Annotated in this window: 16 protein-coding genes and 1 tRNA gene; 9 read left to right on the plus strand and 8 right to left on the minus strand. The window is 57.4% G+C overall.

The features are described 5' to 3' along the window. The first annotated feature begins 98 nt into the window (after positions 1-98). From aspS to IEN85_RS20935, 3 genes are all read left to right on the plus strand, one after another. On the plus strand, positions 99-1,904 hold the full coding sequence (aspS, locus tag IEN85_RS20925) for an aspartate--tRNA ligase (RefSeq protein WP_191619051.1): 1,806 nt from the start codon (positions 99-101) through the stop codon (positions 1,902-1,904). Between the two features lie 292 nt (positions 1,905-2,196). After that, entirely contained in the window at positions 2,197-3,537 is a 1,341-nt protein-coding gene (locus IEN85_RS20930) for an ammonium transporter (RefSeq protein WP_191619052.1), read from the plus strand. A gap of 88 nt (positions 3,538-3,625) precedes the next feature. Beyond that, complete coding sequence (locus IEN85_RS20935) at positions 3,626-3,964, plus strand: P-II family nitrogen regulator (RefSeq protein WP_191619053.1); 339 nt, start codon at positions 3,626-3,628, stop codon at positions 3,962-3,964. A gap of 360 nt (positions 3,965-4,324) precedes the next feature. Here the strand turns inward: IEN85_RS20935 and IEN85_RS20940 are convergent, their stop codons facing one another. Continuing rightward, positions 4,325-5,161, minus strand: coding sequence for a hypothetical protein (locus IEN85_RS20940; RefSeq protein ID WP_191619054.1), 837 nt, complete (start codon positions 5,159-5,161; stop codon positions 4,325-4,327). 131 nt (positions 5,162-5,292) lie between these two features. Next, positions 5,293-5,369 (minus strand) — tRNA-Val (locus tag IEN85_RS20945). Positions 5,370-5,511: 142 nt separating this feature from the next. On the opposite strand from IEN85_RS20945, the gene ilvN reads away from it, so the two are divergent. The 6 genes from ilvN to IEN85_RS20975 all read left to right on the plus strand — a co-directional run bounded on the left by ilvN (position 5,512) and on the right by IEN85_RS20975 (position 10,939). Then, a complete protein-coding gene (ilvN, locus tag IEN85_RS20950) occupies positions 5,512-5,982 on the plus strand; it encodes an acetolactate synthase small subunit (RefSeq protein WP_191619055.1) in 471 nt (156 codons plus the stop codon). Between the two features lie 35 nt (positions 5,983-6,017). Next, the gene (hemC, locus tag IEN85_RS20955; protein WP_191619056.1) at positions 6,018-6,893 is read left to right on the plus strand and encodes a hydroxymethylbilane synthase; all 876 of its coding nucleotides are present in this window, start codon (positions 6,018-6,020) and stop codon (positions 6,891-6,893) included. Continuing rightward, positions 6,886-8,409, plus strand: a complete 1,524-nt coding sequence (gene cobA, locus IEN85_RS20960) for a uroporphyrinogen-III C-methyltransferase (protein ID WP_191619057.1) — start codon at positions 6,886-6,888, stop codon at positions 8,407-8,409. The genes hemC and cobA overlap by 8 nt, the downstream gene beginning before the upstream one ends. 87 nt (positions 8,410-8,496) lie before the next feature. After that, positions 8,497-9,594: a DegT/DnrJ/EryC1/StrS family aminotransferase gene (locus IEN85_RS20965; protein WP_191619058.1), complete on the plus strand. Its 1,098-nt coding sequence runs from the start codon at positions 8,497-8,499 to the stop codon at positions 9,592-9,594. A gap of 9 nt (positions 9,595-9,603) precedes the next feature. Continuing rightward, positions 9,604-10,266 (plus strand): phosphoribosylanthranilate isomerase, encoded by a 663-nt coding sequence (locus tag IEN85_RS20970; protein WP_191619059.1) that lies wholly within the window; start codon positions 9,604-9,606, stop codon positions 10,264-10,266. Positions 10,267-10,333: 67 nt separating this feature from the next. Beyond that, positions 10,334-10,939, plus strand: coding sequence for a hypothetical protein (locus IEN85_RS20975; RefSeq protein WP_191619060.1), 606 nt, complete (start codon positions 10,334-10,336; stop codon positions 10,937-10,939). Positions 10,940-11,215: 276 nt separating this feature from the next. Here IEN85_RS20975 and ffh read toward each other — a convergent pair whose 3' ends face one another. The 6 genes from ffh to IEN85_RS21005 form a co-directional block, all read right to left on the minus strand. Next, on the minus strand, positions 11,216-12,634 hold the full coding sequence (ffh, locus tag IEN85_RS20980; protein ID WP_191619061.1) for a signal recognition particle protein: 1,419 nt from the start codon (positions 12,632-12,634) through the stop codon (positions 11,216-11,218). A 199-nt stretch (positions 12,635-12,833) separates the two neighbouring features. After that, positions 12,834-13,463: a penicillin-binding protein activator LpoB gene (locus IEN85_RS20985; RefSeq protein ID WP_191619062.1), complete on the minus strand. Its 630-nt coding sequence runs from the start codon at positions 13,461-13,463 to the stop codon at positions 12,834-12,836. A gap of 11 nt (positions 13,464-13,474) precedes the next feature. Beyond that, positions 13,475-13,879 carry a DUF1425 domain-containing protein gene (locus tag IEN85_RS20990; RefSeq protein ID WP_191619063.1) on the minus strand — a complete coding sequence of 135 codons (405 nt, stop codon included), beginning with the start codon at positions 13,877-13,879 and terminating at the stop codon, positions 13,475-13,477. Next, on the minus strand, positions 13,876-15,363 hold the full coding sequence (locus IEN85_RS20995; RefSeq protein ID WP_191619064.1) for a COG3014 family protein: 1,488 nt from the start codon (positions 15,361-15,363) through the stop codon (positions 13,876-13,878). Before IEN85_RS20995 ends, IEN85_RS20990 begins: the two co-directional genes overlap by 4 nt. A 45-nt stretch (positions 15,364-15,408) precedes the next feature. Further along, positions 15,409-16,296, minus strand: a complete 888-nt coding sequence (locus IEN85_RS21000; protein ID WP_191619065.1) for a CsgG/HfaB family protein — start codon at positions 16,294-16,296, stop codon at positions 15,409-15,411. Between the two features lie 6 nt (positions 16,297-16,302). Then, positions 16,303-17,433, minus strand: a complete 1,131-nt coding sequence (locus tag IEN85_RS21005; RefSeq protein ID WP_191619066.1) for a PEGA domain-containing protein — start codon at positions 17,431-17,433, stop codon at positions 16,303-16,305. Positions 17,434-17,453: the final 20 nt, after the last annotated feature.

Genomic DNA, 17,453 nt, shown 5'->3' on the forward strand with positions numbered 1-17,453 from the left:
GACTCACGCGGCGATTGATAGGTTTTTCATCGTCTGGAGAATGGGTTTGCTTTCTCGGGGGGGATTTGCCCAATGTGCTGCCCTTTTTTCCAAGAGCTATGAAACGAACACATCATTGCGGCCAACTTCGCTCCAGCGACGTTGGAAAATCGGTATCGCTGATCGGTTGGGTGGACTCCATCCGCGATCACGGCGGCATCCTCTTCATCGACCTCAGGGACCGCGAAGGCCTGACTCAAGTGAAGGCGAATCCGAATAGCGACGATGCGGAGTTCAATGCAGCCATCAACAAGCTCAAGCCTGAGTCTGTAGTGGAGTTTCGCGGCGAAGTGGAAGCTCGGGCGGAAGGGACCACCAACGCCAAGATGCCGACTGGCGAGATTGAGGTGCAGGTCAAGGAAGTGGTCATCCACAACATTTCCGAGACGCCTCCTTTCCCGATCGACGACGACAAGGGCGACAAGGTGAACGAGGACATGCGCCTGCGCTACCGTTACCTCGACCTGCGTCGCAACAAGATGAACAAGGTGGTTCGCATGCGTCACGCGACGACCCGGGCCATCCGCGACTACATGGATACGAACGGTTTCGTGGACGTGGAAACGCCGATTCTCTTCAAGAGCACTCCGGAAGGAGCTCGCGAGTACCTGGTTCCTAGCCGTATCAACCCCGGCGAATTTTATGCGCTTCCGCAGTCTCCGCAGCAGTTCAAGCAAATGCTGATGGTCGCGGGTGTGGAGCGTTACTACCAGATCGCTCGTTGTTTCCGTGACGAAGACTTGCGAGCGGATCGCCAGATGGAGTTCACCCAGCTCGATATCGAGCTCTCCTTCATCGACCGCGAGGACATGTACGAGCTGATGGAAGGTTTGATGAAGCAGATCTGGAAGGATGTGCTCGACATCGATCTGCCGACGCCTTTCCCCCGCATGTCTTTCGAGGACGCGATGAACCGCTACGGCGTAGACAAGCCTGACACCCGCTTCGGCTTGGAAATCCAGGACTTCTCGGAAATCTTCGCTAACTCCTCCTTCAAGGTATTCCAGGCCACGGTGGCCAAGGGCGGTGTGGTCAAGGCGTTCAAGGCTCCGACTTTGGCTGACGTGACCCAAGGCGAGATGAAGAATCTCGAAGAAACCGCCAAGTCCCTAGGGGCAAAGGGCCTTGCCTTTATCAAGGTAGCCGAAGGCGGCGAATGGAAGTCGCCAATCGTAAAGTTCTTCTCCGAGGAGGAAAAGGCGGCTCTCAACGAGCGTCTTGCCTTGGAGGAAGGGGATATCGTCTTTTTCGCTGCTTCCGATTGGGAGCAGGCTTGCGCGATTCTCGGCCGTACTCGTTTGGAGTGCGCGGAGCTGCTCAAGAAGCGCGGTCGTCTCGAGATTCCGGCGGACCAGTTCAATTTCCTCTGGGTCATCGAGTTCCCGCTCATGTCCTACGACGAGGAGCGTGGCGGTTTCGCGGCGACTCACCACCCGTTCACGGCTCCGGTTCCGGAGGACGTGCAGTACCTCGACAGCGACCCGAAGCGAGTGCGTGGCCAGCACTACGATCTCGTGCTCAACGGAGTCGAGCTCGGTGGCGGCTCTATCCGTATCCACCAGACGGCAGTGCAGAAGAAGGTCTTCGAAGACGTGCTCAAGATTCCTCAGGATGTGGTCGAGGAGCGCTTCGGCTACATGCTGGAGGCCTTCAAGTACGGCGCTCCTCCGCATGGCGGCATCGCTTTCGGTCTCGACCGTTTGGTGATGATTTTGGCTGGCCTGAAGAGCATCCGTGACGTGATCGCCTTTCCTAAGACCCAGAAGGGGCAATGCCTCATGACGGACAGCCCGACGCCGGTCACTGAAAAGCAGCTCAAGGACCTGCACATCGACACCACGGTTTTGGCTGACGACGAGGACTAGCGTTTCCTTGTCAATCGGGCTCAACAGAGCTTGATTGCGAAAATTTTGTTAAGAGCCGCTCAAATTCGAGCGGCTCTTTTTTTTGCTCGGTTACATTTGAGCGCGGTCGCTCTGTCGGGTCATTAGATCTACCTAGTTCGCTGCTATGTAGAAATAATATTCATGGATCTTGATAGGATTACTCGCGATTTTTTTGAGCGGAAAGGGGGCTGGCATGCCAGTTGCTAAATGCTCGGGGTTGTTGATCTGCACGAGGCAGCGTCAATTCCTGAATAACAACTGATAGATCCACATGAAAAACCTCCTTAGAAATGTATCTGTATTGGCCCTGGCGGGAGTGGCCGCTGCAACGGCCTTTGCAGCTGACTACGAAAGCTACGAAGCCTTTGCTGAAACAGAAGGCTACGCCCTATTCACCGCTAACAACCTCTGGCTGCTGATTTCTGCGGCTTTGGTTTTCACCATGCACCTCGGGTTCTCGACTCTTGAGGTTGGCCTGACTCAGCAGAAGAATACGGTTAACATCCTCTTCAAGAACGTGTTCATCCTCGCGGCGGGTGTGCTCACCTACGCGTTCTGGGGATTCAACGCGATGTACCCCGGTTTCGCGGAAGATTCCGCTGGCATCTTCGCGGCGGGCAGCTGGTTCGGCGCTGACAATGCGGACGTCTCTCTCATGACGGATGCCTATGCGGCCTACACCTGGTGGACGGACTTCATCTTCCAGGCCATGTTCGCGGCGACTGCGGCAACCATCGTTTCGGGTGCGGTTGCTGAGCGTATCAAGCTCTCCTCTTTCATGATCTTCGCGGTTATCCTCGTGGGATTCGCTTACCCGCTCGCCGGCTCCTGGAAGTGGGGCGGTGGCTGGCTCGACGGCATGGGCTTCTACGACTTCGCTGGTTCTTCCATCGTGCACGCTTTCGGTGGTTTTGCAGCTCTGGCTTGTGTGCTCATCCTCGGCCCGCGTAAGGGCAAGTACACCAAGGATGGGAAGATCAAGCCAATCCTCGGTCACAGCATGCCGCTCGCTACGATCGGTGTATTCCTCCTCTTCCTCGGCTGGTTCGGATTCAACGGCGGTTCGGTTCTCTCCGCTGATCCATTGCTCGTCTCCTACGTTTTCGTAACGACAGCTCTCGCAGCTTGCGCTGGCGCGATCGCTTCCATGGCCACCAGTGCCATCGTGCTCAAGAAGCCAGACCTCTCCATGGCTCTCAACGGTATTCTCGCGGGTCTCGTTGGTATCACTGCTGGAGCGGACACGGTCGGCGTTTTCAGCTCCGTGATCATCGGCTTGGTTGCGGGTGTGCTCGTGGTCTTCGCTATCCTCTTCTTCGACAAGATCAAGGTCGACGACCCAGTGGGTGCCATCTCTGTACACGGTATCTGCGGTATTTGGGGTACCCTCGCAGTAGGCATCTTCTCCACCAACGCTGACCATTCCTTCGGTACGCAGTTGATCGGCACACTTTCTTACGGAGCTTTCGCTTTCATCTTCTCTCTCGTAGTCTTCGGCGCTATCAAGGCAGTGATGGGAGTTCGGGTCTCGGAGGAAGAAGAATTCGAAGGCCTCGACATCGGCGAGCATGGTCAGGAAGCTTATCCTGACTTCTCGATCACTTCCCGCTAGGGAATGCCTGTAAGGTTAAGAAGGACATTTACTTGCATAAAGTAACTCAATCCGTACTAAACAATCTAACCCTCAAAGTTATTTCCCTATGAAATTAGTTGTAGCCATTATCAAACCCTTCAAGTTGGAAGAGGTTAAAGAAGCGCTCTCAGAAATCGGCATCGAAGGTATGACCGTGACCGAGGTAAAAGGCTTCGGACGCCAAAAGGGTCACACGGAAATCTACCGCGGCAGCGAGTACACCGTCGACTTCCTTCCAAAGGTTAAGATCGAGATCGCCGTTCCTGACGATATCGTCTCTAAGGCTGCGGAGGCTATCGTGAAGTCTGCCAAGACTGGCAAGATCGGCGACGGCAAGGTGTTCGTTGTACCTCTCGAGGAAGCGATCCGTATCCGTACTGACGAAGCAGGCGACTCTGCTCTCTAGGCTTAGCCGACAAGGTTCATTCCTTTTTCTGGCCGACTTTCCCTCGTGGAAGGTCGGTCTTTTTTTTTATTGAGTAAGCGCCTTTGCATGAAAGGGGCGGCTGGTTCGTTATCCGTTTTCAGTCGGCTGCCTTCAAGTCGCAGCTCAGAGTCGGTGGTTCGCCAGTCCGGACTGCGGGACTCTCTCGGGTTGCTCTATTGGTGCCGGGTGGGGCCAGTCCTTCCGGGAGCCGGGAACAGTGCGGTGCCTTCGCGTCTTCAGGCGTTGCTAGAGGTCTCGACCGTGTCGTCTAGGGATGCTCCTGGCGCCATTTTGTCGGGTCGAGCGGCCTCGGGTGCCTTTTTGCGGGCCTGCGAGGCTTTAAGCGGCCTCTGGGCCGATGCCTTTGATCTTATTGCGAAGGCTCTGCACGTCTTCTGGGATTTGCAGGCCAGCCTTTGCTTCCAGGGCTTCGAGGAGGAAAATGTTGGCCCGCAGGCGTTCGCACTCGTGGCTCTGGTTTGCGATGCGCGAGCGGCGAATCGCTTCGCCTGCCCGCACTGCGAGGTTGAGGGCGATCTGCTGTTCTCGGGTCAGGGGGGATTCCTTGACGACGAGTTCTTCGGCTTCCGCGACAAGGCTTTCGTACAGGCTCGCGAGGTGGCGGGCTAGTTCTTCGCCGCAGAGTTTGTCTTGTTCGGGCGAGTAGTAGGCGATGGCCTTCTTGAAGGTGTTGGGGTGGATGGCGGAGACGTATTGTACGGTGTTGACGTGTTGGATGAAGCGAAAGATGCGAAGGGAGTTGGGGAGCTCCGCTAGCATGAGCACCATGTACAGCAGGTAGAACACGGTGAGCATCAGTTTTGCCCCGATGAATGCCGATACCGCTAGCAGCACCATATTGAGGAAGAGGCCGGTGAAGAGCACGATGATGGCGAGCACGCAGCGGTCGAACTGGCGGGCGAAGGGTACGGGAAAGGGTTTCAGTACCTTCAGGTCGTAGTAGCGAGCAGGCACGTCGCCGTAAACGATTCCCAGCAAATAGAGAATGAGGGGAATGAACAGCATGGGCCAGAGCCAGCCGCCTGTTTCGTTGATTCCGCCGCGGTAGTACTCGAAGAGGGTTCCGCCGAACAGCAGGGCCACTGCGAGGAGCATCGCCTTTTTCCAAGGCGTGATGGGAATCGGGTCTGGTTTGGGTTCGGCGTCGGCAGGCATGTTGGAAAGGGCAAGACCCCAATGGCATGGGCGAACGCAGGTTGCCTTTCAAGTAGAACTTGGCTGCTAAGCCGTGTCTTTTATTGGAGCCACGGCCTGAGGCGGTGGCGAATTTCTCGCATAACGAGAAATGGTGGACGGGAAGGGACTCGAACCCCCGACCTACTGGGTGTAAACCAGTTGCTCTAACCAACTGAGCTACCCGTCCGATGGGAAAGGCCGCAAATAAGAATCTGAGAATGCGGCTTGGCAAGGCAAAATTTAAGAAAATCGAGTTCGGGTAAACATGCTCCTTGCATGACCCGAACCGCTCGGCTAAGAAGGCGCCCTTTTTTTAATCCTGATCACTCATGCGACACACCATTTCCGTCCTCGTAGAAAACAAATTTGGCGTACTGGCACGCATCGCTGGCCTCTTCAGCGGCCGCGGTTTCAATATCGACACGCTCAACGTGGCTCCGACTCACGACTCGGAGTTGTCCCGTGTCACGGCAGTGGTTCGCGGCGACGACGCGGTGCTCGACCAGATCACCAAGCAGCTCAAGAAGCTGATCAATGTTGTAGAGGTGCATGACTTCAAGACAGGGCAGGCGGTCTCCCGCGAGCTCGTGATGGTCAAGCTGAAGACGACTTCCGAGAATCGCGGCGAGATTATCCAGATCTGCGACCTTTTCCGCGCCAAGATCATCAGCGTAACGCATTCCGATGTCGTAGCCGAGATCACAGGTGACGAAGGTAAGATCGAAGCCTTCCTCAATCTCATCGAATCCTTCGGAATCATCGAGTTGGGGCGTACGGGCAACCTCGCCATGGAGCGCTAGGTTCCTCCTTCATTTTTGCCGAACACTTACTCAGGATGATCAAGCCCGCTCGGGAATACGTCATCGCTACGCGCAAAAGCCCGTTAGCCATGGCCCAGACTCATCTGGCCAAGGAGCTATTCGAGCGCGGAATGCCGGACGCGATCTTCCGTATCGAAAAAATGGTGACCACCGGAGACAAACGTCAAGAGTGGTCGCTAGAAAAGCAGGGCGGGAAAGGGCTGTTCACGAAGGAGCTGGAAGACGCCTTGCTTGAGGGGAGGGCGGACTTTGCGGTGCACAGCGCCAAGGACCTTCCCTCTGAAATGCCGGAGGGCCTCGCTTTGGCAGGTTTCTTGCCGCGTCAAACCTGCGAGGATGTCTTGGTCCTGCGCGAGGGTGTGGAGAAGCCCAAGTTGATTGCGACGGGTAGTCCGCGGCGTCGCATCCAACTGCGCTACCTTTTTCCGGAGGCGGAGTTCACGGAGATCCGGGGCAATGTGGATACGCGTCTGAACAAGATCGCCCGCGGCGATGCGGACGCGACCGTATTGGCCTCTGCTGGATTGAATCGTCTTGGTATCGAATCTTGGGAGGGCGTCAGCTTCCGCAAGCTCACTCTAGACGAGTGCGTACCTGCAGTCGGACAGGCGGCTGTGGCAATTCAATGTCGGGCGGAAGATGTAGATACGTTTGCGGCGCATCTCGATCCTCAAACGGCGACGGCCGTCAATTTGGAGCGCGCGTTTCTTCAGGAGCTGGGGGGTGGTTGCCAGGTTGCTTTCGCAGTCAACTATGTCGGAGGGAAGCTACGCATCTACCACAAGCAATGCGGCAAGGAAGTGCGTGAGCTTCCTGAAGAGTATGTAGCGACTCACTACGAGAAAATCGCTGCTAAGCTGATCGAGCAGCTCGAACTCAAAGATGCCTAAAGGAGTCGTCTATCTCGTGGGGGCAGGGCCGGGAAATCCGGACTTGCTTACCGTGCGAGCCAAGCAACTGATCGAGTCGGCGGAGGTTTTGGTGTACGATTATTTGGTGCACCCGGCCTTTACCCATTTGCTTCCGGAGGGCTGCGAGCAAATTTGCGTCGGAAAGCGCAAGGGCTTCCATTCCAAGAAGCAGGAGGAGATCCAAGAGATTCTCTTGGCGAAGGCGGGCGAAGGAAAGCGGGTGGTTCGGCTGAAAGGTGGAGATCCGTTTATTTTCGGTCGAGGAGGCGAGGAAGCGCTTGCCTTGGCGGAAGCGGGCATTCCGTTCGAAGTGGTGCCAGGCATCACATCCGCGATGGGGGCGTCCGCTTTCAGCGGGATTCCTCTGACGAATCGCAATACCAATGCGACGCTGGTCTTTGTGACCGGGCACGAAGATCCTGAAAAGATGGATACGACCGTGGATTGGGGAAGCTTGCCTAAGCAGAACGCTACGATTTGCATCTACATGGGGGTGGCTAACCTTTCGCGGATCGCTGGGCGTCTCTCGGAAGGTGGTTTTTCTATGGATACGCCAGTTGCCTGTGTCGAATGGGCGACCATGGGGCATCAACGCATTTGTCGTGGCCAGCTGGGTACGATTTCAGAAACGGCTAAGGCTTTTGGCCTGAAGGCTCCGGCCATAATTATAGTAGGAGAAACAGCGGGTATGAGTGAAGATTTGTCATGGTTTGAAAAGAAGCCGCTGCAAGGGCGTCGGTTGGTCGTCACCCGCAGCCAAGGGCAAGCGAGCGAATTGAGTTCCATGTTGGAGAAGCTCGGAGCGGAAGTGATCGGCCTGCCGTTGATTACAATCTCCGGAAACGTGAATCCCAAAACGGCGGAGGACGTATTTTCGGAAATCGCCTCCTACGATTGGTTGGTATTTTCCAGTCCGAATGGGGTGCGTTACTTCTTCGAGGCCTTCTTCAAGAAATTTGAAGACATCCGTTCGCTCGGCTTCCTCCGCATCGCTGCGGTCGGCAAGTCGACAGCTAAGGAAATAAAGAAGTACTTTGTCTCCACAGACCTGGTACCGGAGCAAGCCAATGCGGAGAGCTTGGCGGAAGCGTTGGTGGCGACGGACAGCTTGGACAGCGCGAAGGTGCTGGTGGTCGCGGGCAATCTCGGCCGTGACGTGCTGCTCGACAAGTTGGAGGAAGCGCGCGCCATTGTGGATCGATTCGAGGTTTATAAGACGGAGCAGACCGACTTGAGCGAGAACCCGGCAGCGAAGATGTTTCGCGAGCAAGGAGCGGACGGAATCCTCTTCACTAGCTCTTCAGGGGTTCGTTCCTTCATCGACCAAGCGAAGCACCTGCAACTTTCGGGCGACGCTTTGCGCCCCAAGACGATCAGCATCGGTCCCATCACCTCCGCGACCATGAAGCAAATCGGGATGCCGGTGGATCTGGAGGCGAAGGAGGCGAGTTTGGAAAGCCTTGTAGAATCGGTCGTGAAGCGGTTTGGTAAGTAATTCTTTTTGAAGGAGCGTGCTTGTCACGCGATTGGTTGTAAGGGGAACGCGTGACAAGCACGCTCCCACGAGAATGTTTTATTTGAGATGAAGGTTCCTTTTATCGATCTGCAGCGGGCGCACGAACCGCTTAGGGAAGAGTTGCTCGCGGCGTTCGCAAACACGCTCGACCATGGTGGCTTTTGCCTGGGGCCGGATGTAGATGCCTTCGAGCAAGGTTTTGCCGAGGTGCAAGAAGTTGCGGGATGCGTGGGCGTGGGCAGTGGAACCGAAGCGTTGCACCTGATCGCGCTCGCTATGGGAATCGGTCCCGGAGACGAGGTGATCGTGCCGGCTTTTACCTTCATCGCTTCCGCCTGGTTCGCCCAGTATGTTGGCGCCAAGATTGTCTTTGCCGACATCAATCCGCAGACTTTCACTTTAGATCCGGAGGGGCTGGAAGAGCTCGTCACGGACAAGACCAAGGCAATTGTCGTGACCCACCTTTTTGGGCAGGCCGCGAACATGGAGCCTATCCTCGCGCTCGCGGCAAAGCGCGGCATCAAGGTTGTGGAAGACGCCGCCCAAGCCCACCTCGCCCAATACAATGGACGTACGGTTGGAGACATTGGCGACGCGGGAGCGTTTTCCTTTTATCCGACGAAGAACCTCGGCGGTTTGGGAGAAGGAGGGGCGGTCACTTCTCGCAATGCGGAGCTGCTGGAGAAGATCAAGGTCTTGCGGGCCCATGGTTCCAAGGAGCGTTACCTCAACCATTTCGTGGGCTACAATAATCGAATGGAAGGGCTGCAAGCCGCTTCGCTCAATGTGAAGCTTCCGCACCTACGCGGCAAGACGGCGCGTCGCCAACGGATCGCCCGCTGTTACCTCGGAGGGATAGAAAATCCCAGCATTTCGCTTCCGGTACCTGCTCGCTATGGAGAATCGGTCTACCACATGTTCACGATTAGACATGCCGAACGCGACCGCCTGAAAGCTTACTTGGCAGAGGAGGGAATCGGGAGCGATATCGTCTATCCGCATCCCTTGCACCTTCAGCCATGCTTCAACTTCCTAGGCTACAAGGAGGGGGACTTTCCGGTGGCGGAAGAGTTGGCGAAAACCTGCCTCAGCCTGCCGATCGTGCCGGAACTCACGGATGAAGAGGTCAATTACGTTATCGAAAAGCTAAATGCGTTTCAGTAAGCTTGGCGGATGATCAACGGAATCCAGTTCAAGGTTTGCGGCCTCACGCGCGCCCGTGACGCCCAGGCGGCGGCGGCGGCGGGTGCTGACTATCTGGGGTTCATTTTCTACCCGAAGTCGCCTCGCTGCATTCGCTTCGAGCGGTACCGAGACATTCAGCCGCGATTGCCGGACGTGCCGAAAGTGGCGGTGACGGTGGCTCCCGACCTTTACACGCTCTCCCAGCTGGAGGGGGCTGGCTTCGACTATTTTCAGATTCATTTCCCTCTGGGCTTGGCGGAAGAGATCCCGGCCTGGTCGAAATTGGTGGGGAAAGAGCGTCTCTGGCTGGCTCCGAAGATGCCGCCGCAAGGCGAGTTGGATCCGCGGTGGATGGAGTTTGCGGACGGATTTCTTTGGGACGCTTTCAAGAAGGACGCCAGCACCTTTGGCGGTACTGGATCGCTCAGCGATTGGGAGTCTTTTAGGCAAATGCGTGAGCGTTACCCAGAGAAGCGCTGGATCCTCGCTGGCGGAATTTCGCCAGAAAACGCTGCCGAGGCTCTCGCCCAGACGGGGGCGACCTGCCTGGACTTCAACAGTTCGCTGGAAATTGAGCCAGGCGTGAAGGATCTTGAACGTATTTCGCAGGTCAGAGTCTCTCTATCGGAAGCTCCTTCAGGGAACTCCTAGTTTTTTAGTGGAGTTTTTACCCTTAGGGTATTTTCATTGAATCACTAATCTCTGCCCCATACGCCTTATGCCAAAGACAAAGTGCCTCAGCTCGTTCGTTTTCGCTTCAATTTTTTCAGCGGCATCCCTGTTTGCTCAGGACAAGGAGGCGGAGGACGTTTCTCCCCTCGTTGAGTCGGAATCCAAGGAAGTGGAAGCTCCCCCTGCGGAATCCGCCACGGTCGGGACCAAGTCTTTTGACGCGGCAACCGTCAACGAGCTGTTCGAAACCTACAAGGCGGAAAACGAGCGCGCGGCGGAGGAGCTCGCTCCGCATATGAACTTCGACAACCTGGAAGTCATCGAGCTGGGAGCGGTCAACGCGCAGGCTTACGAGGTGCGCAATCTAGACCTTTTGATCGAGAAGCTCGATCCGAAGCCACGCCAACGTCTCGCTCGTCTTGCCGAGCTCGATCCGGTAGCGGCGGCCAATATTCAGGTGACGGCCCGCTCCGAAGAGCGATTCTTCGCGGGCGAGCACGATTACGGCACGGATATGAACGCTGGCTCTACGGCCAACGTCGATTTCCGCAAGGTGGGAACCGCCTTGAGCGACGCCCTGAAAAAGGCAAAGGCGTCCATGCGCGAAAAGAAGGCGACGGACGACCAAGCGGAATTGCCGACCGGCGATTAAGTGACGTGTGATGCGTCAAGTGGAGCGTCGAGCTTTAGTCGGCGTCCACGCTGCAGGATCTGTCCTCTGCGGTCGCTGGCTAAAGCTCAGCGCTACGTCGCAAGCGACATTCGCCGCGTGAAAGCGCGCTAGTCGGATTGGATCATTGAACTTAGAAGGGCGACTCCACGCGGGGTCGCCTTCTTCATTTGCGGGCAATCGGAGTTCGAACTCTGCAGCGAGGCCGCGGGCTGAGCTACGGGGTATGGCCCTCGGCTTCCGCGCTGCAGCGGTGCCCTAGAACTTCAAGTTGTCGAGGTTGGGCATGCTGCCGCCCATTCCTCCCATGCCTCCCATTTGGTTCGGGTCCATGCCGGAAGCTTTCATTTGCTTCATCATCTTCTTCATGTTGCCGGCTTTCTTCCCGCCGCCTTGCATCTTTTTCATCATCTTTTTCATCTGCATGTGCTGCTTGATGAGTTGGTTGACTTCGGCGAGCTTGACGCCGGAGCCGCGGGCGATGCGGGTGCGTCGGCTGGAATTGAGAAGCTGAGGCTTTTGGCGTTCGATCTTGGTCATGGAGAGGATGATCGCCTCGCTGCGTTTCATCTGCTTCTCCGCCTTGTCGTCCATGCCCATGTTGCCGGCCAACTTACCCATGCCGGGCAGCATGCCCATGATGGAGGACATGGAGCCGAGTTTCTTGATTTGGCGGAACTGCTTGAGCATATCCTCGAAGTTGAAGTCGCCCGACATCATGCGCTCGGCCATGTTGGCGGCGTCTTTTTCGTCGATCGTTTCCTGGGCTTTTTCGACGAGGGAAACCACGTCGCCCATGCCGAGGATGCGGCTGGCCATACGGTCCGGGTGGAAGACGTCGAAGTCGTCGAGCTTTTCGCCGGTACCCGCAAACTTGATGGGGACTTCCGTGATCTCCTTCATGGAGAGGGCGGCGCCGCCGCGGGCGTCGCCGTCGAGCTTGGTCATCACGATACCGGTCAACTGCACGGCCTCGTTAAAGGTCTTGGCGACGTTGACGGCTTCCTGGCCGATGGCCCCGTCGACGACGAGCAGGACTTCGTCGGGTTGGACGCGGCGCTTGAGCTCCTTGATTTCCTCGATCAACTGGTCGTCGATCTGCAAGCGGCCGGCGGTGTCGAAGATGATAAGGTCGTCGCCGGAGGCCTTGGCGACGGAGAGACCTTCTTCGCCGATGGCGGGAACGTCCGGAGTGCCGCGTTTGGCGAAGCAGGGCACGTCGATCTGGCGGGCCACGGTTTCGAGCTGGTCGATGGCGGCGGGGCGATAGACGTCACAGGCTACGAGGTGTGGCTTGTAGCCGTCTTTCTTGAGGGCCTTGGCGAGCTTGGCGGAGGTGGTGGTCTTGCCGCCGCCTTGCAGGCCGACCATCATGATCTTGAGCGGCTTCTTCTTGGAAAGTTCGGTGGAGCCTTCTCCGAGGAGGGCGGTGAGCTCGTCGTTGATGATCTTGATGATCTGCTGGCCCGGGGTGACGGTCTTGAGGACGTCTTGGCCTACGCACTTCTCTTTGACGCGTTCGATGAAGGAGCGGGCCACCTTGAAGTGCACGTCGGCGGAAAGCAGGGCGGCGCGGACTTCCTTGAGCGCTTCGGCCATGTTTTCCTCGGAAAGCTTGGCGGTGCCGCGCAAGTGGCGCATGGCGTTGGTGAGCTTGTCTGTGAGGCTTTCGAACATAAGGCGGGGAGGTTAGGGCATTGTGGGCGTTGGTAAAGCCTGCTTAGCGGCAAATTGATGCGCTCGGGATTTTGCAAATCGTTGGAGGTCCGAAGCGCGTAGGGCCGCTGGCGGCTCGGACCGGCGTTGCCTGAACGAAAAAGCCCGATCTGCTGGCGATCGGGCTTTTCGGTTTAGAGTTGATTCTTGGGGCGGCGGCTCACCAGCCCACGGAGGGCTTCTTGCCTTGTTTGGTGATCTGTACCTCGTCTTCCCAGATGGCGAGGCCAGTTTTGATCTGGGTGAGGGTGAGTTGGAAGGTGAAGGTGGATTGGTAGGTTTTCTTCACGCGAACGCGGTCTTCCAGGAGTTTGCCGGTCAGCGAAAGGGTGGGGAGCTTGATGTCAGCTTCTTCGCCTTCGAGGTAGGCGGCGTAAGCGGCGGCTTCGGCGGCGGTTTCGTCTTCGACCTTTCCTCCGTGTGCCATGGCGGTAGTGGTCAGGGCTTTGCCGCTGCCGTTGAGGCCGACGCGGATCTTTTTAATCAGGTTGTCGGTATCGACTTGTGTGGTGGTGTCGTTGACGAAGCGTCCGATCACGAGGATGTCGGGATCGGCCTCGGTTTTTTCGAACACGTCTGAGGCGAGCAGGGAAGAGGTGAGCAAGTCCGCCGCTTGGGCCCAATCCTGTACGTCGATGCGGGAAGCGTCGATGATGGTGTCGGTGCCCTTGGAGTCGATGTACTTGTCGTCGTCCTTTGGTTTCTTTTTGGCTTCGAGGGTGCCGACGAGGACGAGGGAGGAGGCGACAGCCCAGAGGGCGAGGCGAGTGACGTTTTTCAAATTGAGCATCCGTGTGGTGGCTAGGTTGTTTTAACGAGCTTGAGGGTGTAGCCCTCGGCTTTCGGATTGGGAGCGATCCCGGTGATGGTGATCGTTTCCTGCGGCATGAGGCGAACGGTCTTCATGGTAGAGGTCGCGCTGCGAACTGCAAACCCATTGGCGTCCTGCCACTCGAACTTGTAGTTGAAGGCGCGTTCCTTTCCGCCCTTGTTCTTGAGCACGACTTGGACCTTGGTGATCCCGCCTTCGGTTTTAGCGGTGTTGACCGATTCGACGAAGACGTGCTTGCGGGTGTCGGAATCTGGCGTGTACCAGGCGTAGTCGGTTCCGCCGGTGGCGGAGCTGACGGTGTTGACTCCAGTTGACTCGCAGCCGGCGAAAAGAAGGGCGAAAGCGGTGGTGAGGGTGATTAGGATGGATTTCATAGCAGGTCGAAAGTTTGGATCATTGGTTCGTCACCCTTGTTTATGGTCTGCACGTAGACGACTTGGCATTGGGCGTCCGCATTCAGTTCTACGGTCTTTGTCTGACCGCCAGCGGTCGTGAGGGTGAGGGTGGCGTCCTCGGGGAGTGGAAGCCGGGCAGATTGGAATTCTTTCGGCAAGGCGCTCCAGCAGCGGAGGTCGGCTTTGTTGGTGGCCTTGTTGAAGGCCTTCTTGCCAGCTCCGGCCAGCATGGACCCGGCGAGCCCGAATTGTCCCCCGATCTTTTTGGAGGCCTTATCGGTCGCCCACGCTTTGGCTCCGACGGTGCGGATGGTACGGCTGACTACGGATGGGTTGGTGTTTTGGAATTCCTTGGCGATGACGCTGTCCATGCTGCAGATGAGCTGGGTCGTCAGCTCCGTGTCGCCGACTTGAACGGTCAGGTGCTCGTCGTAGTTGTCGTTTTCCTGCAAGTTGGGGAGCGGAAAGGAGATGTTGTTCAGCTCTGGAACGAGAAAGCCGAGGGGCAGTTTCACATCGTTCTGAATGCGGGAAGCGGAGCGTCCGGTTTCGAAAACGACATAGACGGTGGCTGGGATGTCGCTTTCGGAGATTTCTTCCGTGAGAAGTTTTTCGATGAGTTCGACGTCTTGCTCTACGAAGTCGGAGTGACCGGCGTTCATGTCGGCGACGCGTCTGAGGGAGAGCGCGGCGCGTTCCCAGTCGGTTGCATCCACGCCGTTGGTCATGTAGTAGAGGCCGTCGAGGTATACGGCGAAGGGGTTCACGTAGTCGGCGTAGATGGCGAGTTCCTTGATGCGACGGTACTCTTCTTCGAGGGCTCCTTGCACGCGCTCGTCCTGCAGGGCCTTGTCCATTTTTTCGGCGTTTTTCTTGTCCTTCTTGTCGGTTGCCTTGTCGAGGGCCGCTTGCTCGTTGGCGATCTTCTTCTCGAATTGCGTGACGGCGTCGCGCTGGCGTTCGTAGGCTTGGCGGAACGCGACGCGGGCGGCTTCGCGGTCCCCGAGGCTGAGGTAGTTCAGGCCTTTGTAGACCGAGACCATGATTCGCTCGTAGAAAAATCCGTCGTAGGGGAGGGCTCGCAGGTTGCTGAAGAGCGAGGCGGCTTCCTTCGACACCTGTACTTCCGCGGCGGCGTCGTGCTCGAGGATAAGCTCGTCAACGCGATCGAAGAAATCGATGCTCTTCTGGTATTCGCCGGCGGCCCGCAGGGCGAGGGAGGCTTCCATGCCCCATTCGATCTTATCCTTTTCGGCGCCGTTTTTGGTGAGGTTTCCGAAGGCGGTGTCGTGAGCTTTGTCGAAGTCGGTGGCGACCCATTGTTCGACGAACTCTTCTTTAGATGTCTCGGCTCCGCCGCCTCCGCCACCGAAGGCGGGTTTCTTGATCTTGAAGCCTGCATGGAGCGAGCAAGCGAGGAGGGGGATGGTAGCGAGGGCTACGAATCGTAGAGGTGGTTTCATTTGTCTAGAGCAGGTTTGTTTGGAGGATGTGAGAAAGGGGATGGCTTATTGCTGGGGCTGGTAGGGGCGGGAGACCTGTCCGCGCTCGATGCCGAAGTCAGCGAGGACTTTGCCCTTGGCGAACTTGGGGAGGACTTGCGTGATTTCGATGGTTCCGACCTCGGTTTCTTCGCGTCCCAGATTTTCTCCCGTATCGAAATCGATCATTTCCTCGCCGAGGGCGTAGGCCTTCCAGATCTGTCCGACGGCGATGCCGGTGCCCTCGCCTCGGTTGATGGTGGCTTGGTCGTCGCTGATGGCGATGACTCTGGGAGGGAAGATGCGGTCGGCGACTTTGTTGGAAACTTCTTGGGCGATGGAGGCGGAGATGTCGCGCATGAGTACGTCGGAAAGCTCGCCGTCCCCTTGCACGAAGTCGTTTACTTTTTCCATCTTGCGTTCGTTGCGTTGCACGCTGACAGACTCGATGAGCTTCCCTCCTTGGGTAAGGTCGTAGATCTTAGCGATCACGGAGAAGCGGATGATGCGAGTCTTGGCAGCTTTGCCGATGTTCTTGAACTCGGCTTCTTCCTTGTAGTCTTGGAAGCTATCGATGTCGATATCGAGCAGGTACTCCGCAGCTGCGACCTCGTTGGCCTGCGGCGAGGTAACGAGGCCCGAATTCTGGAGGTCCATTTCCTTCATCACGGAGTCGAGGTCGGTGCGGGCCACGATCTCGAACTTACGGGTTTGGTTTAGGGCGGTGATGACTTGGTCCTTCAGGGACTGGCGGACGAGGTTGAGCGAGTCGAGGTAGCCGTTCGATTGGGCGTTGGCCTCGACGGCGTCGTTGGTCTGGATCTCGGCGATGCCGATGGTCTTGCGCTGAGCGTGGCTCGCGGTGGCAAGGAGGCCGCAGGCGGCGAGGGTGATCAGAGTTCGGTAGGAGGTCATAGGAAGTTAGTTGCTGAAGACGTCGCGGAGCAGGTCGAGGGTTTGCGGGGTGTCGCCGATGTGCAGGTCCGTTTCCTCGACGGAGTCGGACTTTATTTGCGTATCGATGCGGTAGCCGCTCTGGCGTAGGGCTTGGGCTCTGCCTTTGAGGACTTCCGCTTCGGCGGCGCTGAGGGTGGTTTGTTTGCTCAAGCCTTGGAAGTAGGAGACGAGCTCTTTCATTTTCGCCAATTCGGCGGCGGTTTGAGCGGCTTCGATCTTAAGCGTCATGCCCTCGCGGATGTTCACCATGCGAGACCAGTCCTTGTAGCCTTCGCGGGTAATTTTGAGTCGGTGGAGGCCGGGCAGGGCGGTGAACTCGGTGGCGGAGCCGGCGCTGCCGATGGTGAGGCCATCGAGCTCCACGGTGAAGTCCGCGGGTTCCACGCTGTAGGTGGAAGGCTTGACGTCGAAGGTGCCGTCTTCGCGGGCGGTCACGGAGGGGATGGCGATGGTTTGGGAAGTGATGGCGAGGGTGAAGGTGACTTCCTTCTCGCTCTTCTTGGCTGCGATCGCCCCGATGTCCGTGGATTTTGTCTTGTTTGCGAATGCGGTGGCCAGCTTGCTCGCGGCCTCGTCGAGGAGATTTGGAAGCATGCTCCCTCCGTCGTCGTTGAGGTTGCCGGTCTGGCGAATGGTGGCTTGGGCGGAAACGGTGTCGGCCAACACGCTCGCTCCGTCAGCAACATCGAGCAACTGGTAGGAAACCCGCAGGGTGTGGATCTCGTTCGTTCCTTTCACTCCGTAGGAGTCGAAGCTCTTGGTGTTCTTATTGTAGCTGGTGATCGTGGCGGAGAGGGCGAAGTCGGCCCCTAGGTTTTGGGCGACCCGCTGCAGGCTGGAGCCGTCCGTCACGCTGTCGGCCGCTGCATCGTTATCGCCGCTGAAGGCCTCCAGGGCGCCACGGGCGCTGACGATGCGAAGTCCGGCGCTGCTGAAGCGGGAGCTGATCGAATCTTCGAAGGCCCCCAAGTAGCTTTCCAAGCTGGGGCCGGCGTTATTCTTGAGGTGTAGCGCGGCAACCGTGGGTTCGGCGGAATAAGCTTGGCTGGCAACGACTACTACACCGGCGAGGAGGGCGAGGAACGACTTTGTCATACTAGGTATTAATGAAGTAT

The organism is Pelagicoccus enzymogenes (assembly GCF_014803405.1).
Lineage (GTDB): Bacteria > Verrucomicrobiota > Verrucomicrobiia > Opitutales > Opitutaceae > Pelagicoccus > Pelagicoccus enzymogenes.